The sequence below is a fragment of the Colwellia sp. BRX8-9 genome (assembly GCF_014077245.1).
Classification (GTDB): Bacteria; Pseudomonadota; Gammaproteobacteria; order Enterobacterales; family Alteromonadaceae; genus Colwellia_A.
The window spans coordinates 76,479-99,819 of record NZ_JACGVN010000012.1 but is presented as its reverse complement, the minus strand read 5'-3'; the positions used below and the strand labels follow the sequence as shown (position 1 = coordinate 99,819).

Here is a 23,341-nt window from a genome sequence, read left to right as displayed (position 1 = left end):
CATCACATGCGATATCAGTGAAGACTTCAAGAGTGAATTGTTGAGCAATGTTCGAGTTTATTTCATCGCCAATACTATATCCTAACTCTCCATGGGAGCTGGTTATAACAAATAAAAGTATGGCGAAGATAAATTTACTCAAGCGGTTCTCAAAATAAATTACTATTAAATATATATTGAGTGACAAGTTTATTTTTTCAAGTCAGTAAATGTAATTTTTTATTTCTATGATTTTCAAGTTACTTTTTCACATGTAATTTCTCTTAAATGACACTTTAGATAGCGCTTATTTAGGCTATCTACTGGTTATATCTAACAGCATAATCTAAGTAAAAACTCAGCAAATCTTAAGTTAACTCTGCTATCTTCTACAAAGAGAAACTGTTTATTATAGGCTTACCTTGAAAATATTAATTATTGAAGATTCAACTTCATTAAGAAGAAGTCTAAAAATAGGGCTGTCAAACTTAGGTTTCACGGTAGATGATACTGGCGATGGCTCTGAAGGCCTGAGTATGGCTTTAGCTGGTGATTACTCGCTACTAATACTTGATTTGATGCTGCCATCTGTTGATGGCACTGCAATATTAAAAGCTATAAGAAAAGCCAATAAAGACCTAAGGGTACTGATACTATCAGCAAGAGATCTGACTGAGGATAAAATATCAGGCTTACTAAATGGCGCTGATGACTATTTAACAAAACCGTTTTCATTCGATGAACTCCATGTTCGTCTGCTTTGCTTAATGCGCAGAGGCAGCTTAAATATAAATGACAGCAAAATTAATATTGGCGTTTTTTCATTAGACATCCATTTAAAACAATTGCTATGCAATAGCATCGATGCCCATTTAACACCTAATGAATATAAGCTTGTTGAATGTTTATTTACCAATCAAGGTAAAGTCGTCTCTCCTGAAAAACTAAGTGACTATCTAGCCGGCCAGTACAATGCAGTAGCAAAAAATTCCATTGAAGCCCATCTATCAACTACCCGAAAAAAAGTAAGAGATATAGGTCATGATTTACCCATAAAAACCAAGCGTGGTTTCGGCTATTTTGTTGAGAAAAATTAATGACTTCTATTAAGAAAAAGTTAAGTCGATATATATCAATATCAATATCGATATTGTTAGTCTCGCTCTTTTTAATTACTGATATTAGTGTTGATAGTTGGATCAGCAGTCAGTTTGACCGCGCGATGATTAATAAAGCCGGTTTATTAGAAACCTTAGTAAGCGAGCATCCTGACAAAGTAGATTTTGATTTTGCTGATGAGTTTATGCCTGAGTTTTCAGGGGCTAACGATCCTGAATATTTTCAATTATGGCGAGATGACAAGGTATTTGAGCGCTCTGAAACACTTAAGCTTTTTGAAAATAACGACTTACCCAAGTTAGACGTTACACTACACAAATCATCAATAACAAATATAACGCTACCCGATGGGCGTTCTGGCCGGATGTATTTCACAAAATTCATCCCTCAAATCGACAGTGATGTGAGAGAAGAATACGGAATAACAAAAGCGTTCTTTGCAAAAACTCAAAAGCCAATGGAGTTGGCCTATGCAACGAGTAACGAGGGCTTAAATCAAATTCTTTGGTTTGTTGATATTATTTTTATATTGACCTCGATTTTCGCGGTTATCGCGGTAAGGATTATCGTTTTTAATGTTGTTGAGCGAGGGTTAAAACCGCTCGATGAGTTAAATATCAAACTGAAAAAGATTAATTTAAATTCTGAAATTAGCACCATATCAACTAGCCAACTCCCCGAAGAACTTATCGCAATAGCAGACGGAATTAACCATTTTATCAGCGAGAATAAAATTCTTTATTCCAGAGAAAAAAGAATTACCTCTGATATTGCACATGAGTTAAAAACGCCAATCGCCGAGTTACTTAATTTAAGTGAAGTTGCAATAAAATTCCCTCATGAAGAGCAGTTAGCCGCAAGCTTTAAGACGGATGTACTTGCGATCACACAGCGATTAAGAAATATCGTCAATGGGATACTTTTATTGCAAAAAAGTACTTATCAAGCTGAATTAGAGAAACAACAAGTAAATGTTGAGCTGTTACTTAAGACAATCATGGTCTCTGAAAATAAGCAGTGCAGAAATATTACCCTTAGCTTTAGTAAGCAATGTGGTTATATTCAGACCAATGAATTTGCTTTCACTACTGTGCTAACTAATCTGATTAATAATGCGCTCTACTATAGCCCAGAAACAACTCCGGTGATTATTGCCGTAAGACCAGAAAAAAATACCAATAAAATACGGCTGGATATTTCAAACGTCAGCAGTTTTGAATATTCAGAACAAGACTTAACGATGTTTTTTGAACCTTTGTGGCAAAAAGATTCATCAAGAACATCCGAAGAAAGGTACGGGCTAGGTTTAGCAATTGTTAAATCTTACTGTGAGAGAATAGGGGCTATTTTAGACGTAGCAATAGCACCTGACCAACGTATTACTTTTACTATTATAATATGATCTACGGTATTATTTTATCTAGCCTATGACTAAGCTTGTGGCGTTATGAAAAATAACGACCATCAGTACCACTCAATTGCATTTATGTTTACCGCTTTAAAATTAAATATTTGCGATAAAGCTACGATAATTCGTAAACGTCAAGGCAGTTACCATGCAACTAAGCTGCCATTAATATTTTGTCAAACATTGATGATATAAAACTTTTAACTTTAACTATGCCCCCATAACGATCATAAGTAGATATAATAGCTATTTCCCTTTATCAATTTTATTTGTTAATGTGCCAGTGCGTTAAATCAGTATCGATGTGGGGACGACCTCACCGCTCTATTTTTTCAGGGGACGACCCCTAAATTTAATAGAGTGTCTATATGTATTGGTTCATCTTATTTCTCGCAGGAATTTTAGAAGCTGGCTGGTTAGTTGGTATTCAAAAATCAGAATCTTTTACAAATATCCCATATGTAATATTCGCTGTTCTTTCAATGACGCTTAGCTTAGTGTTGTTCTCAATAGCATTAAAAGACATTCCTGTTAGCCAAGCATACCTCGTTTGGTTAGCTATAGGTGCGTCATCAATTTCAATCATAAACCATTACTTTTTTGATCAACCACTTTCAATTCAACAATTGTTTTTCTTTTGTTTGATCTTTGTTGGTGTGGTTGGTCTAAAAATATCTAATTAATACAAAAATTAAACTTAGGAAATATATATGTCTGGTGAAAAAAACTTAGCAAAATTAATCGCGTCAATGACGCCTGTTTTAATCGAAGATGAATATGTGTTTGGTACTCTTGAGACATATGATTATCAACAAGTATTATTGCTAAACCCTATAAGCACTTTTCAAGAAAAGGAAGGATTAACCGTTATATTGACGAAAGAAAAAGCCGATGAATTTAACATTTCTTACTCTGGTGTTTTTAAATGTATTACATTGAATGTACATTCAAGCCTTGATGCAGTTGGGTTAACCGCTGCGGTTTCTACTAAATTGACGCAATCCAATATTAGTGCAAATGTGGTTGCTGCTTACTATCATGATCATGTTTTTATTGCCGTTAAGGATGCAGAACAAGCATTAATTGATCTTAACGCACTGACTCAACAAGGCATTGCAGGTTAATACCGTACTGGTTATTGAAAGGCATTACATGGTTTGTATACTGCTGAAGTATCTACTTTGTCAGAGGTTGCCTTTCAAATTTAAAACCCTAATGACTTCAATGTTGGCTTAGTTGCCAGTTAGGATAAATCCGCATCTATGACTTATGATTATGCTCAGTGGCCTAATAATATATTGATGCTAACGTCGCTTAATCGGAACAGTTACTATTATAAAAATGAGTATTAACGACTCTTTTTCAGAAATGATGATGATTTATTTCTGAAAGTTGGTGGTTAACCTAAATAACATTAGCTGGTCAATGTATTAGGTCGCAGTAGTCAATGGTAGAAATCGAAAGTTCTAATATAATTGGGTGGCATAACCGATGTTATTATTCAAAAAAGTAATGCCTAAAGAAGTACCTATTATTGAAATAAATGCCAATGTCGTTCAGTTTCGTTACAAATATGTTTTTTAACACTGGCCACCTTTTATCTAAACTATCGATTTAGTGGCGAATGCCAGATGACATGACTCAATTTAAAAATACTAATCTTAATCTTTATAAAAGACAGCTTAAAACAAAACGCTCTTCGCCTTTTGACTAAACTGAGGCTTGAATTTTAATCTAGTCACGCTTTAACCGAATAGGTAAACTAGAAGAATCACCTATTTAAGATTCTTCTAGTTTACGGCAGGTATTATCAATTTTTTTAATTCGAGTGTTGCAACTTCTTTACCTTCTTTTTCTTGCTCTACTCTAAAAGGAATAAAGTTATGCTCGACACTTAACCAAAAATGGGTTTTTCTTGAGCTATTGGTTTTTACTCGAGAAACCTTTAACGTATCAACCAGCCCCATTGGTGTCTTAATTTTTTCTCTACCTGAATATTCAAATATATAACTTTTAACTGAATTATCATCATAAACAAAATATTCTAAATGCTGTTCTTTTTTTTGTAAGTCATGGCTCAATTTCTCGATAACTAATAACGGGTCGAGTATATTAGCTTTTAAAGCAAGCGACCATTGTTCAGCGGTATCGCTCCCTAAAACAAGTTGGTTAGCATAATCAAATTCAATCGTTTGATTCTTTGTCTTCTTAAATGTTCGCTCATCTTTGCTGGTATATTTTATTGGTTTTATCTGTTGAGCATCATATGAAAACTCACTAGATTCTTCGGTATTAATAACATAAAAATATTTTGAAGCCTCCGTTTTAAATGTCAATTTATACTGATTATCAGCAGTTTTTGATAACATCCGCTCTGCTGTTCCATATTTATCACCTTTTCGATAAACGGTATAATGCGCTGTATATTCTGCCAAAGTGGCATTATTCGCTACAGTGGGTTTCTCTGTACTTTGTGCATAACAACTGACCATAACTAAACAGGACAATATATAAGTTCGAATATAAGTTGAGCGTAAAAAATGAGAGTAGAGAAACATCCAAATAGTACCTTGTGGTGGTGATGCAGAAAAATCACATGGAAAACGTTCTCTTTTTAGCGTAAATCACGTCCAAGGTAAATTGATTTTTATCTTAAAGGCTATTTTCAGTTTAGCCTAAGCGAACCTTAAGTTTGTATTATTACTATGAAGACACTAACCCATAGGTGTTTTTATGAATTTAATAATTAAATATATCTCTTATTTCAACAATATAAAATTAACAACGAATCAATTATTGTTCTTTACCAGTTGCTACATAGCACTGATCTTGAATTTACCTTTTTTGATCAAATCCACAACGATTATTACGGCGCTTGATAACTATAATTTATTCTTTCTGGTGTCATTGCCAATATTTTTATTAGCGTTAACCATGATCATTCAAGGGCTTTTTTCATTTAGATGGTTAACTAAACCTTTGTTGATCGCTACGGTGATTTGTTCTGCTTTAATATTTTATGGCACCATTTCATACGGGATCGTTTTTGATTACGGTATGGTGCAAAATACTATAGAAACCGACACGGCTGAAGCGTGGTCCTACATAAATTTTCACGCTATTATATTCTTTATATTTTTTGGATTGCTCCCCTCGTTCATTATTTATTCGGTACAATTAATTTATAAGCCCTTTTTCAAAGAACTGTTAAGTCGACTAAAAATCATTGGCCTAAGTCTTATCTCGGTCTTTTTAATAGGCGTCTTTTTCTATTCAAATTACGCGGCTGTTGGCAGAAATAATAAAGACCTTATTACCTACATCATCCCTTATAAAATGGTGGTTTCGTCATTCAAATTTGTCCGAAATCATTATTTTTATCCACCATTAGAATTTAAGGTCTTAGATACAACACCATCAATAGTGCGTGACAGTCAGAAAAAGCATGTCACCGTAATGGTATTAGGAGAAACAGCTCGCGCTCAAAGTTTTTCACTAAATGGCTATAGTAAACGGACTAACCCATATACCGAAAAACAAGGTGTTGTCTCTTTCTCAAATATGAGTTCATGTGGAACGGCAACGGCTGTTTCTGTCCCCTGCATGTTTTCAAGATTAAATAAAACGGGTTATGACAAACGTGTTGCGATGGCACAACAAAATGTTGTAGATCTTATTCACTTAGCGGGGGCTGACGTTTTATGGATAAGTAATAATAACGGCAGTTGTAAAGGCGTTTGCACGCGGGTAAAAACGAAACAAATAGACACTAACAAATCAAACCCTTTGTGTGATGGTGAGTACTGCTATGACGAAGCACTTTTAGCGCCCTTAAAAAGTAAGCTTAATGAACTAACCCATAAAAACACCATGATCATACTGCATATGATTGGCTCTCACGGACCCACTTATTTTAAACGCTACCCTAAAGACAAACGTATTTTCACTCCTGATTGTCAACGCAGCGATATTCAAAATTGTACACAAGAGCAACTTATTAACAGTTATGACAACACTATCGCTTATACCGACTTGGTACTCTCAAAAATTATTAATGAGTTAAATCAAGTGGCTGAGAAAAATGATATTGAAACTTCTTTGCTTTATATTTCAGATCATGGCGAATCACTTGGTGAGAATGGACTTTATTTACATGGTTTGCCCTACGCCTTCGCTCCAGAGGAGCAAACCCATGTTCCCATGATCTATTGGAACGACCCAATGCAAAATGACTTTGACCTTAATTGCTTGAAAACATCCGCAAAATCACCTATAACTCATGACAATGTTTTTGACACTTTACTTAGTATTATGTCAGTTCGAACAAAAGCATATTATATTGATAATGACCCTTTTCTGGCGTGTAAATCACAAGGTGCTATAGCACGCACCACTATAACCCAAGACAAATCAATGGAGATTCAAGACTAGTGTTTGACAATATAAATAAACCCAAAGGGTTGCATAGAGTCTATTTAGCGGCTTTAAATTCACTACGCGCATTTAAATGGCTTTACGCCAATGAGTCAGCATTTAGACAAGAGCTTTTACTGCTTATTATAGCCATACCACTGTCTTTTGTTTTTAATATAAGCTTCAAAGAACAAGTGATATTAGTTCTGGCGATTCTCTTTGTTATATTTACAGAAATATTAAATACCGCCATCGAAGCTGTTGTTGATAGGGTTGGTTTAGAGATTCATCCATTGTCTGGGCTTGCAAAAGACTTAGGATCTGCAGCAGTGATGATCAGCCTTATTGTCGCCAGTAGCATTTGGCTAATAATACTTCTGTAATGCTCATAAAAGCTTAACTTCAGTTTAAGTTAAGCTTTCCTTAAGTTTTATACTTTAAGGTAAGTATCGTGTTTTATTAGAGATATTAATAACGATGTTTACCTCTACAACCGCTTTAGTTCGTCCATTTTTACTGTTTGCATTATTATTAATTTTTACACTTTTTGTCGCTAGGCTTGGCTTTGCGATTTGGCAAATTGAACGTTTTACCGATTTTAGCAGTATGGTTACCCTGATACTTAATGGGCTAAAAATCGACTTAAGCACGCTAGGTTATCTATTAATTTTACCTGGAATAGTTCATCCCTTGCTAATGCTGTCTAAATTTCAAAGCACATGGCTTAGCGCGTTAAGAGCAATGTTTTTCTTTATTTTTATGGCAGTGCTCTTTTTTGAGCTTGCCACACCTGCATTTATTAATGAATATGGATTTAGACCTAACAGGTTATTCATCGAATATTTAGCTTATCCTGATGAAGTCATGAAAATGTTATTCAACGGACACTTATTGACCATAGTTGTATTATGTTCCTTAATGATGGTGTCTAGTCCGTTTATTTGGCGTACGGTAGGTAAACTCACTCGTACCAAAAAGCCAATAATTGCTGTAACGCCCTCATCATCATCCCTATCATTTATCATGCTCTTTATTGTGCTTTTTCTCTGCGCCAGAGGTACTGTAGGTCATCGCCCTATTAACCCGTCATTCGTTTATTTTTCTACCGACCCACTGATTAATTCATTAACCTTAAATTCAATCTATAGTGTTGCTCATGCCTATAAACAGTTCGGTAATGAAAAGTATGCATCAAAACTTTATGGCACTATGGCTACAGAACAAGTTATTAAACTTGTTCGCCAGGAAACTGGCTTAAATACACAAGTTTTTAATAATAATGCGCAACCTTCTTTTAGCGCTAGGGCACCCGTTTACCAAGGAAAACCTAAAAATTTAGTGATAATTTTAGAAGAGAGTTTAGGTGCGCAATTTGTTTCATCATTAGGAGGGCTACCACTTACGCCTGAAATTGATAAATTAAATACTGAAGGCTGGGCGTTCAAAAATTTATATGCTACCGGTACACGCTCTGTAAGGGGCATTGAAGCGGTTATTACTGGGTTCACACCAACGCCAGCTCGAGCAGTAGTAAAGCTTGATAAATCTCAGCATGGCTTCTTCACCATCGCAAGTTTACTTGAGAGAAATAATTACACCACGCAATTTATTTATGGTGGAGAAAGCCATTTTGATAATATGAAAGGTTTCTTTTTAGGCAATGGCTTTAGCGATATTGTTGATTTTAACAAAATACAAAACCCTCAGTTTGTCGGTTCGTGGGGAGCCAGTGATGAAGACTTGTTTAATCAAGCTGATATCGAATTAAGCAAATTACACAAAGGTGATAAACCTTTTCTAAGTTTTATTTTTTCATCCAGCAATCATGATCCTTTTGAAATACCCTCAGGTAAAATAACGCCACTAGCATATTCAACAGCGCAATTAGCTCTGTACGATTCAAAAGAACTATTGCGCCATCAGGCGATCCAATATGCAGACTATGCTCTGGGTAAGTTTATCGACCAAGCAAAAAAACAACCCTATTGGCAAGATACTATATTTATTATTGTTGCTGACCATGATGCTAGAGCGTTAGGAAACGACCTTGTTCCTATTAAAAATTTCCATATTCCAGGCGTTATTCTTAATTCAGGCAATAAACATTTATCTGATGAAAGAATTGTAAGTCAAATCGACCTTGCTCCGACCTTGCTGTCCTTAATGGGCGTAACTAACGATTCCCCTATGATTGGCCGTGATTTAAATAATACCCAGGTCAAAGGAAGGGCAATGATGCAATATGCCGATAACTTTGCCTATATGACCGATGAGAATGTCACAATACTGCAACCACAAAAGCCACCAGTAAATTTTGACTATTCTTTAAAGAAAAAGAAACTAGAACCTAAAGCAATTAACGCGAAACTTGCTGAGATCGCTTTAGCCCATGCTTTATGGGGAAGTTTAGCCTATGAAAATCAGTGGTATTCCAGTAAAACTGAGTGAAACACTGAGCAACACAACCTTAAGTTATTGATTTTAATGATTTATTAAAAGTATCACTGACATATTTTCGTCAGCATTCCATTCGTGAGCTTTATTAAGTCGGCGGGGCTCAATTCTATTTCTAATCCTCGCCGGCCTGCACTCACATAGATAGAGGCGTAATGGTTAGCTGAGGCGTCAACAATTGTTCTCAGTGCTTTTTTTTGCCCAAGTGGGCTTACTCCTCCAAGAACATACCCCGTTGAACGTTCAACATCAGACTTATCAGCCATATTAGCTTTTTTAGCTCCAACAGCTTTTGCAATAAGCTTCATACTAAGCATAGCGGAAACCGGAATAATACCTACGGCTAAGCTTTTATCATCTAGCATTACCACTAAAGTTTTGAATATTCGTTGTTCGATGACACCTAATTTTTCGGCTGCTTCGAGTCCATAGGACTCCGCGGTTTCATCATGAGAATACTCATGTATTTTATGTAAAATTTTATTTTTTTTAGCTACATTGATTCCTGGTGTCATTTCAATATCCTAAGTGAGTAGCCTAAAGAAATCGCTGATAATTGTTGGCTAATATATTATTATAAAAACAATGTTCAAACTTAAAGAGCTTCTTTAAAGCGACTCTTTATTTTCATGCTGACAGTTCCAGCATATCTCAAAGGAAGCATCATTTGTTTCGGCGCAGCTTTTACATAGCCAGTCTTCGCCTTTGTTTGCCTGCTGATATGACGTTAATATCGTCGTCGCACGTTCAAAATCAGCCTCATTAACAAGCCAGACTTCTGGCCAAGCATCAAAAGCTGATATTTCACCTACGGCTCCTTGAGCAAATTCATTTTTAATAAAGCAACTTATTTGTTGTGCTTCAATAAGGTTTTTAACATTGTTAACCATAAAATGGTTTTCGTGAGCATAAAGCAGTTTCATCATTTCGCCCTAGTGATAGTTATTAATAGGTAGGGTGTAGTTAGCTAAAATATTAACCAATAAATTCATTATTACTTTGTTAATAACACTGAATTTACGCAAGTACGTGTTGGCTAATATGCTGATTAAATTGGATAAGATCGAAAGAACCTTTAATCTCAAATTTAGCCATACCGAGTTCACTGACATAGACTTCTATTTCACAATCTAAATCTAATGTGCCCGATGACTCAACTGAAAAAGCCTGTATTTTGCTATAAGGTAAAGAAGTATAGTCGACCTTTGAACCGGTAATTCCCTGAACGTTGGCGGCAATAATGCGCTTATTCGTGAATACCACTTGGTCTCTAATACTTTTAAAGGCCGCAAAAATTGACTCCCCCTCAATCATAAACTTGTGAAAGTCTTCTCTCGCATCTTCGATTTCTATTGGTTTTAATTTGAACACCGAAGAGTTTTTAAAATCTATCATAGTTAATCCTTATGTAATTAATTTTCGAATACCGTAATAAAAAGCATAGCTTTGCAGTATTGACAAACGTGACATTTATCTCCAACTTCATGGTTTCCCACGATGATGTTACGCCATAGCAGTATAGTTGGGGTGTGCTTGTACCCTATTGATCCACATTTGAATCGCAGGATATTCAAGCAGGTTAAAACCACCCTCTTCTGCTACGTGTGTATATCCATAAAGTGAAATATCAGCGGTAGTCAATGTGCTCCCGACAAGATAAGGTGTTATTTCCAATTGCTTCTCCATAATTCTTAGAGCTTTGTGACCCCCTTCTTGTTTGGATTGATATTCCGCTTTACGGTTATCAGGTAAACCAAGATATTTAGCAATAAACCTAGCAACAGCAATAAATGGCTCATGGCTATATTGTTCAAAAAATTGCCACTGCTGTACCTTTGCATTTTCATATCTATCTTTAGGTAACAGTGATGAACCTGAGGCAAGGTAATTCAAAATAGCGTTAGATTCTGATAAAAAACGTCCGTCATCGAGCTCAAGTAACGGAATTTTTCCTGTTGGGTTCTTTTTCAAAAACGACGCTGTGCCACTCTCACCTGCAAGTATATTAATATTAATCCACTCATGCTCTATCTTTAAAATTGAGGTGACAAGCTTAATTTTATAACAATTACCTGACTGAATATCCGCATATATTTTCACTAAATTATCCTTAAGCATGCCACGGTGCAATAATTGCTCGAACAATTATTATCGACAATATAAATAATAGCTTGTGTAATCAAACAGCGTAATACTTTACTGACTAGCTATGCCGATTACTCGTCCAACAACCAACCTTGCTCTACCGCATTATCAATTTGCTGACAAACATATAACCATAACTGAGGAGCGAGTCCTTCAAGAAAACTATTACGTTTTAGTACCTGTGATTTGTTAACCTTATGCTTAACCCAACTGCCCCCCTCATTCTTTATATTTTGTAAAAAGGGTAAAACGCTGTCTATGGCTTTAGCAAATCGAGCATCAACAGTTTCAGCTTCTTCGAACTCTAACCATAAGGCATTAAAAGCTTGAAATTGTTTATCCGGCAATAAACCAAAGATACGGGTTGCTGCAGCAATTTCTTTTTCTTGTTGCTCTGCTAGTGCTTGTTTATCGGAAAAAGCAAACATATCCCCTGCATCTATCTCGACAATATCGTGAATAAGTAACATACTCATCACTCGTGCTATATTGACCTTCTCTACTGCATACTCTTGAAGTATTTCAGCCGTTAATGAAATATGCCAACTGTGCTCTGCACTGTTCTCAAATCTATTTTTATCAGACTTGACCAGCGCTTGTCGATAAATTCCTTTGAGCCTATCTAATTCAATAATAAAATCTAATTGTTTATTGAGTTCTTCCATTGTTTTTCCAAAATGATAAGGTAAATGAAGCATAATTTGACGGCAGTTCGCCGCCTATAGCATAAAAGATCGTGCTTAGTGGTGGTCAACAAATCATCAAATAATGGCGAGGCGGGAATGAGCAACTAAGTGGCGTTTAAAACCAAACCTTTCGATTGATTAATGATCACAAGTGAGAAGACAATTTCTGTTGCTCCACCAATAAATGCGCCAATGATAAAATTAGCACCTAACAATATACATAACATACCAGAAAATATCAGCACGCTTCCTAAAAGCCAATATATTTTTAAGCCATACAGCGTATTAAACACTAGATAACGTACACCAATGATCATCAGCATTATCGGATAAAACCATTCAACTTGCAGCTTTGCTACATAGAAAGCCAAAAATAAACCAACAAATAAGATAATTGTACTTTCTAATGCCAGTTTTCCAAGTGGATTTTTAGGATAGTGATTGCCAGGACGTTTAAAGTATTTTGACAATAGCATCGACAACGGATGGATAAACATACCGCCAAAGAATAATGCTAGCATACTCAATTGATTCGAATGCACTAAGGCAACTGAACCAGCAGCACACCAAATTAAACCAGAAACTAATACACCAATTCCACCATCAAAATATGAAAAGCGCATGTTTTCCTGTGCTGCTTCAAACTTCATCTAAACTCCTTAACTTTGCAATGCATGTCCTATTAACGGCAATTCACTAACAATAATATCCTTAACAAAAATATTAAGTAAAACCCTATAGCTAATACTTAGTGTTTGAACATTTTTTGTAAGCTAAAATGGATAGTTAAAGCACAAAAATTTGATTAATCAACAAAATATAACATTGGCCACTTTGAAAATACAACCGCTACATTTTTAACTTAGGTAAAAAAACACCTTAAATTAAGTAAAAAAATACCAAATATTAATTTGGTATTTATCTAAAGTTGACCAAGAGATTCAGTTTAACTTTTACTTCGGTAATGAATCATCAGTGAACCCGAAACATTACCAATAGAGAGCTCTTTAACCAGTTCATAATCAACTTCTTTAAAAAATTGTTGATATTTCTTTGTTGTCGCATAAACAGCAACCCCTTCACTTGCAGAGTGCTCTTCTAATATTGTATTGACGGCTGCCATAAGGTAATGACCAAAGCCATGATGTTGATGTAAAGGATGAATCGCAATAAAGGCAAGCATATGAAATTTCTTCATTGGTACAGCAGCAAGTACTGTTTTTTCTTTTTCAATCATCTGTTTGGTACTAAAGTAGCCAGCACCTAGCATCATCTTTAAACGCCAGTGCCAAAATCGCTCTGAACTAACACTTTCATCTGGGCTATTTAAACAAGCAACACCTACCATTGCCTCCCCCAAGTATAAGCCAACCATAGGTTGTTTAGCATGCCAAAAAGCACTTAACTCTTCTCGAATGGCTGCACGCAACTTTTGTTCGTAATCGTTGTTTTCATTGGAAAATATTTCTAGAAAAACAGGATCATCATGATAAGCTTGATACAATAAAGAGGCAGCGAGTTTTAAATCTTCACCTGACAAATAAGCAGCTTTTATATCAAGATTTTTTTTATCACGTATTACTTCTGACATACCTTGTCATCCTTGCGTTTATTATTTTTATTTCATCACCATAGCAGTAAAAAACGAATAAGGTCAAACAAAACTCCAACGCTTTCAAGCTATTTTCTTAAGACAAATATGTAATAATAAACCGTCGATAGCAGGTGCCGTTATAGTAAAAACATTAGGGTTTAGTTGTAAAGGTAGCACTAGCGGTTACCTTTACACTATAAACAATAACGATTAACCTGAAATGTTGCGTCTATAATCTGCACCATTACCCGTTTCTAATAAAACACCATCTACAAAATGTAAATATGTGCACTCGTCCTTAGTGGTTAAATCATCTTTATGGACACGATGAGTACGATAAAAGAGCACCTGTATTTCTTTACCGTCTATTTGGTATTTTTCATTGAAGTCGCCAAGCCCTAGCTTTTGCTTAACATCACTATAGCTGGCATTTAATTGAATTTTGTCAATTTTCTTACGGTTTTCATATTCACGATCGCCAAACGAAGTTGACATTGAATGCCCTTCATCACCGCCACCAACAGCAATAACACATCCCGTTAATGATAAAGTTAAAGGTGCCGCAATAAGTAATGCTATAATTGATTTTTTCATAAGTTTCCCTGATTAATATTTTATGTGTAAATATTTTATATAATTTAAACAACGTTATTGGTCTACAACTTACTTAATAGCAAGGGATAAACCAACTCGGCAACACATTGATATATATATAAATAAAATAAAAACCAGGTAAACACGGCGAACATGTTTTGTGATATTCGCTAAAACATAGCCTCTTTGACAAGTAATTATAAATTTATGACCATAACTGACGAAATAACAATCATCGCTAATCAATTAGCTAATCAAGGTAAAAAGCCAACGGTAGCCTTGCTTAAAACCAAACTAAAAACACCAGTTCCACTGCCAACCCTTATATCAATATTAAGAAATTGGACCCATGACCCTAAACTGATCACATTAACCGGTGAAACTAAGAAGCTTGTTGAAAAAAATCAAACGCTAGCCTTGAACTCTCCAGAAATAGAGATGATGATAACTAAAGCAATAGCAACGGCATTAGAGCCAATAGAAACTGAATTAGCAGAGCTAAAAGCCCTGATCATTAGCCTAAAAAAAATATAAGTTAAGGAATTCTAGGGCTGAGCATATTAATAAAGCTAACCAGTGAGTCGGCCACTTTCTTATGCGCTTTAGCACCTACTTTTTCGACCCAGATCTCCCCGTTGTCATTGTTGACACTTAAAATCATATTATCGTCGTCGGTCAAGGCAAAAAATAAAGTTAATGGTTGCTTTAATTTCTGCTTCATTAATATATGCCCTATCACATTCTCTTGTAAACGTTGGAAGTCATCTTTGCTCCAAGCAAAAAGTAGTGATAAAGCGCCTTCCTCACAGCTTGCATCTAAGGTGTCGCTGTACAAACTGGTGAAATAGGTTTTAAAATCCGCGTTTATTGTTATTTCTAACGCTTTTTCAACATTATCAAAGTTAATCGGGTCGCTGATTTCACAAGGTTGCCAATATTGATGATTTTCATCATAATCATCTGATAAACATGGAGAAGGCCATTGTTCGTCTTTTTCTATAAGCGGTAAATGCTGGTAACGTTCTTGGTATTGTGATAAATATTTTTGTGAAAATAATGATAAAGATTGCATTAACTCGCATGGTGATGATTTCATCTGTTAAAAAGATCCTTTAAAATGTAACGACAAATAGCCAATAGACTAAACTAGCCATTGTATGACAAATTATAAAAACGCAAAAGTATTAAGCCAATTAACACTTGGAAAAGCCACTAATTATTGCAGTGAATATAACCCAGAACTCTTACAAGCGGTACCTCGAACTTTAAATAGAGACAGTTTAGCTATTCACGCCGAAAGCTTACCCTTTATTGGCGAAGATGTCTGGTATGCCTATGAACTTTCGTGGCTCAATAGCAAAGGTAAACCCATTGTTGCTGTTGCAGAATTTCGTTTTCCTTGCACCAGCACTAACATAGTTGAGTCTAAGTCATTTAAATTGTATTTAAATAGCTTTAATCAGAGTCGGTTTTCATCTTGGCAAGAGGTTGAAGATTGCTTAATTAAAGATCTATCCAATACCGCTGAAGGCAAAGCGGGCGTAAAGCTATTTCCTGTTGATAATTGCCCTGCACTGGAAATAAATCATCAGATTTTTTCTGAAAACACCCTATGTATAGATGATGTTGAACTTGATATTGATAACTATCAACTTGATCCAACGCTGCTCAACAATGCAAATATTGCAGGGGAAATTGTCAAGGATGAATCTTTAGTCAGCCATTTATTAAAATCTAACTGTTTAATTACTAATCAACCCGATTGGGCAAGTATTTATATTCAATACAGTGGTCAAAAGATTTCACCGAGCGCTTTGCTAGCTTACTTAATATCATTTAGACAACATAATGAGTTTCACGAACAATGTGTTGAAAGAATATATTGTGATTTAATGAAATATTGTCAAGTGACTGAGTTGACTGTTTTTGCGCGCTACACCAGACGAGGCGGTTTAGACATAAATCCATTTCGATCGACGTCTACCTTACACGCACCAACCGGAAGAACGCTAAGACAATAAACACTATTTGAGTTAAATCAATTATAAATCATTATCAATGCTGACTTTTTAGCATCTTAGGTTTACTATTAAGTCATATAATTTAAAAGTGTGTTCATTTTTATATTAACTATATTTAGCTATACTCAATGCAAATTTATCAAGTCCATTAGCCGATAAAGTACTTTACGGAAGACCGTTTTTTATGAGCAACAACCCAGCCGCCAACAAAGAAATAACATTACTGAAGAAAAAACTCGAACTCGCCATTACTTCACGTGCCGACGTAGAAAAAGATCTAAAATCACAGTCTTCACTGTTAATAACCTTTATTGAAAAGCTTTCTCTTGTATGCAAGGGCATGGATATTACGTTAGATAATAAGTTGGCTAAGTTACGACTTTTACTCAAACAGTCGGCGCCACTTGCTGACATTCAAGCACACATAGCCGCAACTTCACTTTTACTACAACAGCAATCTCAAATAAACATTTCAAATCTTAACCAATTACACGAAAGATTCCATATCGCTGGTTTAGCTTTGCAAAAAATCAATGGCTTACCTGCTGACTTACGACGTAAATTACGTAGTTTAATCACGGAGTCAAAAGATCCCAAAGATGCTGTTATACAATATGTTCCCTTGTTAAGTCAGTTATTAACCTTTTACGATGACGCCTTAGCAGCAAAGTTTATTGACGCTGCTCCTGTGGGGGGATTATTAGGACAACAGAACTCAACAACAAAAACGGTTAAAGTTAATAACGATGCCGAGCTGAAATACATCGCTCGTTTTGAAACAATTATTGCCGACTTAGTTGTCTCAGATAAACATGCAAAAGATATCGCTGTGATTAAGTCTCAGCTCAATGAAGGTATATCAAACAACAGCTTACTAGACAGTTTTTTGGCCGTATTTGATGTGATCATTGAAGATTTAAACGATGAAAGAAATACTGCAAAAGTATTTCTTTCAACATTAAGCGAAACCTTAACAACGGTACAGTTCGCAGTAAAAACAACACTAAACAGTTGCAAAGAATCTCAATCACAACATGGTTTATTAAATGAACAGTTGCAAAAACAGATTGTAGATATGGCTAATGGTTTAGATAAAGCCACGTCTCTAGCCGATATTAAAGTTGATATTAATGCTAAGTTAAAACTTATTGCTGGTACACTTTTAAAGAAAACAACCTTTGAACGTGAACAACAAGATGCTTTACACGGCCAATTATCGTCAATGACTGAAAAGGTCGAATTATTAGAAAAACAAAGCCGAAACTTTGAAAAACGTATTCAAGAACAACAAGCCAGAAGCTTACAAGACGCCTTAACTAAGCTCAACAATCGCGCCGCATTTGATGAATACTTCGCTAGAGAAATGGTGCGTTTTCATAATAAAAATTTCGACTTGGCTATTGTGGTAATGGACCTTGATAACTTTAAGCGTATTAATGATACCTACGGCCACACTGCTGGCGATAAAACCTTGCAAGTTATTTCAAGTACCTTAAAAAAACACATAGGTAGTGACGCATTTATTGCACGTTATGGCGGAGAAGAGTTTGTACTCGTATTCTCTGGTACCAATCAAGAAAACTTAATCGATAAACTTAACCGACTGCGCTTACAAGTCGCAAAATTACCCTTTAAATTTAAAAGTAATAAAGTGACCATCACCATTTCTATTGGCGTTACACATATCCAACAAGATGATAATGTCCATATGGCTTTTGAACGAGCAGATGGTGCACTTTATCAAGCCAAAGAGAAAGGCAAAAACAACGTTGTTTACCTATAAATATCGTCTGAAAATTCCGTTTTTTCCTGCAATTATCCATAAAAAGCTAATAACCTTGGTACGTTTCAAGTTATTAGCTTTACATTTTTCTGAAGGAGCTCAATGATGAATACGCAAATAAATCCTGTTGGCAATATGAACCTGCTCTCACAATCAGAAATAGAGCAACTTCAAAAATCAGCGAACAGTAAAACTTATCAAGTCTATCGAAATTGTTCACTCGCGGTATTAAATGCCGGCAGCCATACCGATGATGCCGAACAAATATATCAAAAATTTCAAGATTTTGAGATACAAGTTTTGCGCCGCGAACGTGGTGTAAAATTAGCTTTAACAAACCCACCTGGTGATGCCTTTGTTGATGGTAAAATAATAAGAGGTATACAAGAGCTTTTATCAGCGGTGTTACGCGATATTCTTTTTACCCATAATCGATACCAAGCCGATGCTAAACATACTCAGCAGATAACAGATCTTACATTTGATATTTTACGAAATGCGAATGTTATTATCCCTGAAAGCGATCCTAATCTGGTTACTTGCTGGGGTGGTCATTCTATAAACGATAATGAGTACAAGTACACTAAGGAAGTGGGTTATCAATTGGGCCTGCGAGGCTTTAATATCTGTACAGGCTGTGGCCCAGGTGCAATGAAAGGTCCCATGAAAGGAGCAACTATAGCTCATGCAAAACAGCGTAATAAAGACGGTCGTTATATTGGTTTAACAGAGCCAAGTATTATTGCGGCTGAGCCACCTAATCCTATCGTTAATGAATTAGTTATCATGCCTGATATCGAAAAACGCTTAGAGGCTTTTGTTCGAATGTCACATGGTATTGTTATTTTCCCTGGGGGCGCAGGAACCGCCGAAGAATTGCTTTATATTTTAGGTATTATGCTCAATAGCAAAAATGAAGCTCAAAAATTACCTATTATTTTGACAGGACCTAAAGAGAGCGCAGAATACTTTATTCAAATTGATCGCTTTATTGGCGCAACTTTAGGTGAAAAAGCACAAAACCTTTATGAAATTATTGTTGATGACCCAATTGCGGTAGCTAAAGCCATGCGTCATAAATTAAATGAAGTCATAACTTATCGCAAAAAAACGGGTGATGCCTTCCATTTTAACTGGTCTTTAGTGATTGAGCCCGACTTTCAACAGCCTTTTGAACCTACGCACGAGAACATTGCTGACCTGCCAATTAACTATGATTTAGACAAAGCGACATTAGCAGCAAACTTACGCCGTATTTTTTCTGCTATAGTAGCGGGTAACGTAAAATCGCAAGGTATTAGAGCAATCAGAGAGAATGGTCCCTTTGAAATATCTGGCGATAAAAAAATAATGAAACTAATGGATAATTTACTGGCGTCATTTGTTGAGCAACAACGAATGAAACTACCTGGCAGTAAATATATACCATGCTATAAAGTAATTTAAGGGTAAATGAATGTCCGCACATCTTGTATTAATTGATGCGTTGAATTTAATTAGGAGAATATACGCAGTACAAGAGCGTCCTTTTCTTTTTAATAACGAGCTTGCAGAAAACACCAAACAACAAGTCCTGTTTAATACTCAGATCGCTTGCGGACAAGCGTTAACAAAAATACTTGATCATCTACAACCTAGCCATGTTTTAGCGGTATTTGATAGTGATAAGCCTTGTTGGCGTTACGAGCTATTCCCTGATTATAAGAAAGGTAGAAAAAAAATGGCAGCACATTTGGCTGCCAGCCTTCCTGATATTCAAGATGAGTTAATGAAGCAACAAGTCGATTCATTAATACCAGAAGAAGATGAAGCTGACGATATCATTGCGACATTGGCGGTAAAAATGGCATTAAAAGATCAAAATGTTACGATCGTTTCGACAGATAAAGGCTTCCTCTCATTATTGGGTCCACATATCGGCGTTTATGATCACTTTAATCGTCGCCATCTTGATACTAACTTTGTACTAAGTAAATTCAATGTTAAGCCACAACAGCTTATGGATTTATGGACATTAACCGGTGACAATACCAATAAGATTCCAGGGGTTGCGGGGATTGGACAAGTCACTGCTGCACAGTTATTAAATCAGTATGGCTCATTAAAAAGTATACTTGAAGCAACTGATATTAAAGCAACATTAGCCAATAAGCTTGCTGAACATAAAGAACAAATTGCACTCAGCCAAGAGCTTATTACGCTCAAAAAAGACATACCACTGGGCTTTAATTTGAAAGATATTCGCCTTTCTTCATAGGGGAGTGAACAAAATATTTGTATTAAACCTTGTATAAATTAACTAAAATAATTAGCGCTTGTTAAGCTTCATATTTCAATATTGATCAACAATTTAACGGAAATTTTAATAAATGAATAAGAAAGTCATCTCTCGTATCTTAATCGCATTAGCCATTTACGGTGTTTTTGTTGCCCTAGTGGTAAACTTTTATGATGACAGTCCATCTGATATGGAATGGGGTGACCGCGAATCATATAACAAGCAATACATAGGTAAATTAACCTTAGAAAAGTTTAATTTCGACCAAGCGATAGAAGAATTAGGCAGTCCAGATATAACAGAGGCGAAAAAAGTTAATGAAGACAGTTTTCAAGTGACCTTTTATCGTACTCAACACGTTAAATCTGATGGATTTACTACCCAAGACGAATGTACCGCACTTTTATTTAAAAATGGCTCACTTATCGCTATTGGCAACACAGCTTACGAACAGTTTCAGCAACTATAAACTAACGCTGAAAGCAGCTTTAATAAAACAAAAGTCTAATAACGTTTCATTAAACGATCCTTTATACTAACAACTATAAAACACAATCAGGTAAAACCAAACGATATAGGGTGCCTGAAAGGTTTTATCCTAGATTACACAAGTATCGCGTGCTATAACAGCACCCGTTTCCTAATTTGACAAACTCTTTTGAAAGGCAGAAAAATGGCTACACAAACCATAACAGTGATCCCCGGCGATGGCATTGGTCCCGATATTATCGATGCTACAATTAAAATACTAGACAAAGCCGGATGTGATTTTGCATATGAATATGCTGACGCCGGTCTTACTGCTCTTGAAAATCATGGTGACTTGATCCCAGAAAGTACCTTAGCGCTTATTCAAAAAAATAAAATCGCCCTTAAAGGTCCACTTACCACACCGGTTGGCGAAGGCTTTACTTCTATCAATGTTACTTTGCGTAAGCATTTCCAACTCTACGCAAATGTTCGTCCTGTAATATCGTTTAAAGGCACTAAAGCCCGCTACGAAGACATAAACATCATAACGGTACGTGAAAACACCGAAGGTATGTATTCAGGCTTAGGACAAATATTGTCTGATGATGGCGAAGTTGCTGAAGCAAAAAGTTTAATTACCCGTGAAGGTGCTGAACGCATTCTTACTTTTGCCTATGAAACGGCTATCAAAGAAGGTAGAAAAAAAGTAACAGCTGTTCATAAAGCGAATATTTTGAAATCAACTTCTGGCTTGTTTTTAAAAGTTGCGCGTGAAGTTGCTGCCCGTTATCCACAAATAGAATCGACAGAAATGATCGTTGATAATTGTTGTATGCAATTAGTAATGAACCCAGAACAATTCGATGTCATTGTAACAACCAACTTATTTGGTGATATTTTATCTGACTTGTGTGCAGGTTTAGTTGGTGGTTTAGGTATGGCTCCTGGCGCTAACATTGGTGGCGACTGCGCTATTTTTGAAGCTGTGCATGGTAGTGCACCAGATATTGCAGGCAAAAATTTAGCTAACCCTACTTCAGTGATATTAGCCGCTATTCAAATGCTTGAATATTTAAACATGGGTGATAAAGCCAGTAAGATCCGTAATGCAATTACAGATGTTATTGCTACGGGTGATAGAACGACTCGTGATTTAGGCGGCACTCACGGCACCACTGATTTTACCCAAGCGGTATTAGAGCGTTTATAAACCTAACGGGTTAGAAGTTGTTAGTAATACCCGCTTGTAACAGACATTAAAAAACCGACATTACGTCGGTTTTTTAATGCAAGAAGAGCCGTGCTATTCTTCTTTCATTGGCGGTGGAGATAATAATCTTGCATGAACAGTTATTTCTTCACGATCATAATAAAGGTGCTTAGCGTAGAGTTCATACTTTACTTTATGCTCACTAAAAGCATCTTTAAGTATTTGTAAGTCATTAGTGACTTCCTGATAACGGCCTTTCATTGGCAACTTTAAATTAAATATAGCTTCTTTACAGTAACCTTTTAATAACCACTCAGCCATTAGCTTAGCTACGCGTTGAGGTTTTTCGATCATGTCACATACTAACCAATGAACATTTTGTTTCATTGGTACATATTTGAAACCGTCCATCATGCGATGTTTAACTTGCCCTGTATCCATTAATGACTCAGCCATAGCGCCATTATCAATAGCTGTCACCATCATACCACGACGTACTAATTGATATGTCCAACCACCAGGAGCAGCGCCTAAATCAACGGCTTTAAGACCTGATGTTAAACGTTCGTCCCATTCATCGCGAGGTACAAAGTGAAGAAAAGCTTCATCTAATTTTAATGTTGAACGGCTCGGTGAAGCGCTTGGAAACTTCAACCTTGGAATACCCATAGTATAAACAGAGCTATTATCGGCTAACGAAAAACCAAAAATAGCTTCTTTACCACTTAGAAAAAGACCATGTAAGATAGCGCCATCGTTATCACCTTTTTCCATAAGAATTTTATTCTTACGTAATGCCTGGCGTAGCGGTACAGACAGCTTACGACAGAATTTCGAAAGTTCTTTACCTTCGTTTGTGTCAAGCATTTCCATCCGTAAATCAGCATATTGCCATTCGGTACCTAAAACTTCGGTAATAGCTTCAACACGATTGTAATCAGGTAAGTCAATTTTATCTGTTACGGTAACAAACCAATCGCGAGCGAATATCAGGCGGCGCAATGGGATTTTTTCCATTAAAACTTCACCGTCTTGAGGATTGTTTAAATGAAAATAGACTAAACCTTCGTTTTTAGTTAGCTGTAAATAGCCAAACACTTCATTCCACGCGGCTTTTTCTTGAATTTCTGCACCACACTCTTTTTCAAAGCCTGGGCGACAATATAATATAATAGAGGTCATAACT

General features: G+C 36.0%; 25 protein-coding genes. 14 read left to right on the top strand and 11 right to left on the bottom strand.

All coding sequences use genetic code 11. The features are described from left to right. The first annotated feature begins 401 nt into the window (after positions 1-401). From H4J70_RS11880 to H4J70_RS11865, 4 genes are all read left to right on the top strand, one after another. Positions 402-1,076: a response regulator transcription factor gene (locus tag H4J70_RS11880; protein WP_182218550.1), complete on the top strand. Its 675-nt coding sequence runs from the start codon at positions 402-404 to the stop codon at positions 1,074-1,076. Beyond that, complete coding sequence (locus H4J70_RS11875) at positions 1,076-2,500, top strand: HAMP domain-containing sensor histidine kinase (RefSeq protein ID WP_182251199.1); 1,425 nt, start codon at positions 1,076-1,078, stop codon at positions 2,498-2,500. The genes H4J70_RS11880 and H4J70_RS11875 overlap by 1 nt, the downstream gene beginning before the upstream one ends. Positions 2,501-2,874: 374 nt before the next feature. Further along, a complete protein-coding gene (locus H4J70_RS11870) occupies positions 2,875-3,189 on the top strand; it encodes a multidrug efflux SMR transporter (RefSeq protein WP_182218554.1) in 315 nt (104 codons plus the stop codon). 27 nt (positions 3,190-3,216) lie between these two features. Beyond that, positions 3,217-3,630 (top strand): ACT domain-containing protein, encoded by a 414-nt coding sequence (locus tag H4J70_RS11865; protein ID WP_182251198.1) that lies wholly within the window; start codon positions 3,217-3,219, stop codon positions 3,628-3,630. A 666-nt stretch (positions 3,631-4,296) separates the two neighbouring features. Here the strand turns inward: H4J70_RS11865 and H4J70_RS11860 are convergent. Beyond that, positions 4,297-5,064: a DUF3108 domain-containing protein gene (locus tag H4J70_RS11860; RefSeq protein WP_182218558.1), complete on the bottom strand. Its 768-nt coding sequence runs from the start codon at positions 5,062-5,064 to the stop codon at positions 4,297-4,299. A gap of 175 nt (positions 5,065-5,239) precedes the next feature. Between H4J70_RS11860 and H4J70_RS11855 the strand changes: the two genes are divergently transcribed. The 3 genes from H4J70_RS11855 to H4J70_RS11845 all read left to right on the top strand — a co-directional run bounded on the left by H4J70_RS11855 (position 5,240) and on the right by H4J70_RS11845 (position 9,367). Next, on the top strand, positions 5,240-6,937 hold the full coding sequence (locus H4J70_RS11855) for a phosphoethanolamine transferase (protein WP_220467878.1): 1,698 nt from the start codon (positions 5,240-5,242) through the stop codon (positions 6,935-6,937). Beyond that, the gene (locus H4J70_RS11850) at positions 6,937-7,302 is read left to right on the top strand and encodes a diacylglycerol kinase (RefSeq protein ID WP_182218560.1); all 366 of its coding nucleotides are present in this window, start codon (positions 6,937-6,939) and stop codon (positions 7,300-7,302) included. The genes H4J70_RS11855 and H4J70_RS11850 overlap by 1 nt, the downstream gene beginning before the upstream one ends. 94 nt (positions 7,303-7,396) lie before the next feature. Then, complete coding sequence (locus H4J70_RS11845; protein WP_182231322.1) at positions 7,397-9,367, top strand: LTA synthase family protein; 1,971 nt, start codon at positions 7,397-7,399, stop codon at positions 9,365-9,367. A gap of 53 nt (positions 9,368-9,420) precedes the next feature. On the opposite strand, the gene ybaK is transcribed toward H4J70_RS11845, so the two are convergent. The 8 genes from ybaK to H4J70_RS11805 form a co-directional block, all read right to left on the bottom strand. After that, a complete protein-coding gene (ybaK, locus tag H4J70_RS11840) occupies positions 9,421-9,888 on the bottom strand; it encodes a Cys-tRNA(Pro) deacylase (RefSeq protein WP_182218719.1) in 468 nt (155 codons plus the stop codon). 93 nt (positions 9,889-9,981) lie between these two features. Then, complete coding sequence (locus tag H4J70_RS11835) at positions 9,982-10,296, bottom strand: DUF2007 domain-containing protein (RefSeq protein WP_182218720.1); 315 nt, start codon at positions 10,294-10,296, stop codon at positions 9,982-9,984. 94 nt (positions 10,297-10,390) lie between these two features. Further along, entirely contained in the window at positions 10,391-10,768 is a 378-nt protein-coding gene (locus H4J70_RS11830; protein ID WP_182173093.1) for a PH domain-containing protein, read from the bottom strand. A gap of 108 nt (positions 10,769-10,876) precedes the next feature. After that, entirely contained in the window at positions 10,877-11,473 is a 597-nt protein-coding gene (locus H4J70_RS11825; RefSeq protein WP_182231321.1) for a glutathione S-transferase family protein, read from the bottom strand. Between the two features lie 116 nt (positions 11,474-11,589). Continuing rightward, positions 11,590-12,183, bottom strand: a complete 594-nt coding sequence (locus H4J70_RS11820; RefSeq protein WP_182217558.1) for an HD family hydrolase — start codon at positions 12,181-12,183, stop codon at positions 11,590-11,592. A gap of 125 nt (positions 12,184-12,308) precedes the next feature. After that, complete coding sequence (locus H4J70_RS11815; protein ID WP_182217556.1) at positions 12,309-12,854, bottom strand: DUF7010 family protein; 546 nt, start codon at positions 12,852-12,854, stop codon at positions 12,309-12,311. Positions 12,855-13,150: 296 nt separating this feature from the next. Next, positions 13,151-13,795 carry a GNAT family N-acetyltransferase gene (locus H4J70_RS11810; protein WP_182217554.1) on the bottom strand — a complete coding sequence of 215 codons (645 nt, stop codon included), beginning with the start codon at positions 13,793-13,795 and terminating at the stop codon, positions 13,151-13,153. A gap of 213 nt (positions 13,796-14,008) precedes the next feature. Then, on the bottom strand, positions 14,009-14,392 hold the full coding sequence (locus tag H4J70_RS11805; protein ID WP_070376254.1) for a DUF3192 domain-containing protein: 384 nt from the start codon (positions 14,390-14,392) through the stop codon (positions 14,009-14,011). 207 nt (positions 14,393-14,599) lie between these two features. Here H4J70_RS11805 and H4J70_RS11800 point away from each other — a divergent pair, with 207 nt between their 5' ends. Then, positions 14,600-14,926 (top strand): hypothetical protein, encoded by a 327-nt coding sequence (locus H4J70_RS11800; protein WP_182217553.1) that lies wholly within the window; start codon positions 14,600-14,602, stop codon positions 14,924-14,926. Between the two features lies 1 nt (position 14,927). Here the strand turns inward: H4J70_RS11800 and syd are convergent, their stop codons facing one another. Next, positions 14,928-15,488 (bottom strand): SecY-interacting protein, encoded by a 561-nt coding sequence (syd, locus tag H4J70_RS11795; RefSeq protein WP_182217551.1) that lies wholly within the window; start codon positions 15,486-15,488, stop codon positions 14,928-14,930. Positions 15,489-15,549: 61 nt separating this feature from the next. On the opposite strand from syd, the gene queF reads away from it, so the two are divergent. From queF to H4J70_RS11765, 6 genes are all read left to right on the top strand, one after another. Next, on the top strand, positions 15,550-16,413 hold the full coding sequence (gene queF / locus H4J70_RS11790) for an NADPH-dependent 7-cyano-7-deazaguanine reductase QueF (protein ID WP_182217550.1): 864 nt from the start codon (positions 15,550-15,552) through the stop codon (positions 16,411-16,413). Positions 16,414-16,597: 184 nt separating this feature from the next. Continuing rightward, a complete protein-coding gene (locus H4J70_RS11785; RefSeq protein ID WP_182217548.1) occupies positions 16,598-18,196 on the top strand; it encodes a GGDEF domain-containing protein in 1,599 nt (532 codons plus the stop codon). 105 nt (positions 18,197-18,301) lie between these two features. Continuing rightward, positions 18,302-19,642, top strand: a complete 1,341-nt coding sequence (gene ppnN, locus H4J70_RS11780) for a nucleotide 5'-monophosphate nucleosidase PpnN (RefSeq protein ID WP_182251197.1) — start codon at positions 18,302-18,304, stop codon at positions 19,640-19,642. Between the two features lie 10 nt (positions 19,643-19,652). Beyond that, positions 19,653-20,453, top strand: a complete 801-nt coding sequence (xni, locus tag H4J70_RS11775) for a flap endonuclease Xni (RefSeq protein ID WP_182217545.1) — start codon at positions 19,653-19,655, stop codon at positions 20,451-20,453. 112 nt (positions 20,454-20,565) lie between these two features. Then, entirely contained in the window at positions 20,566-20,943 is a 378-nt protein-coding gene (locus H4J70_RS11770) for a DUF3192 domain-containing protein (RefSeq protein ID WP_182217543.1), read from the top strand. A gap of 204 nt (positions 20,944-21,147) precedes the next feature. Then, a complete protein-coding gene (locus tag H4J70_RS11765) occupies positions 21,148-22,155 on the top strand; it encodes an isocitrate dehydrogenase (RefSeq protein ID WP_070376246.1) in 1,008 nt (335 codons plus the stop codon). A gap of 93 nt (positions 22,156-22,248) precedes the next feature. Here the strand turns inward: H4J70_RS11765 and rlmM are convergent, their stop codons facing one another. After that, positions 22,249-23,337, bottom strand: a complete 1,089-nt coding sequence (gene rlmM / locus H4J70_RS11760; protein ID WP_070376245.1) for a 23S rRNA (cytidine(2498)-2'-O)-methyltransferase RlmM — start codon at positions 23,335-23,337, stop codon at positions 22,249-22,251. Between the last annotated feature and the right edge of the window lie 4 nt (positions 23,338-23,341).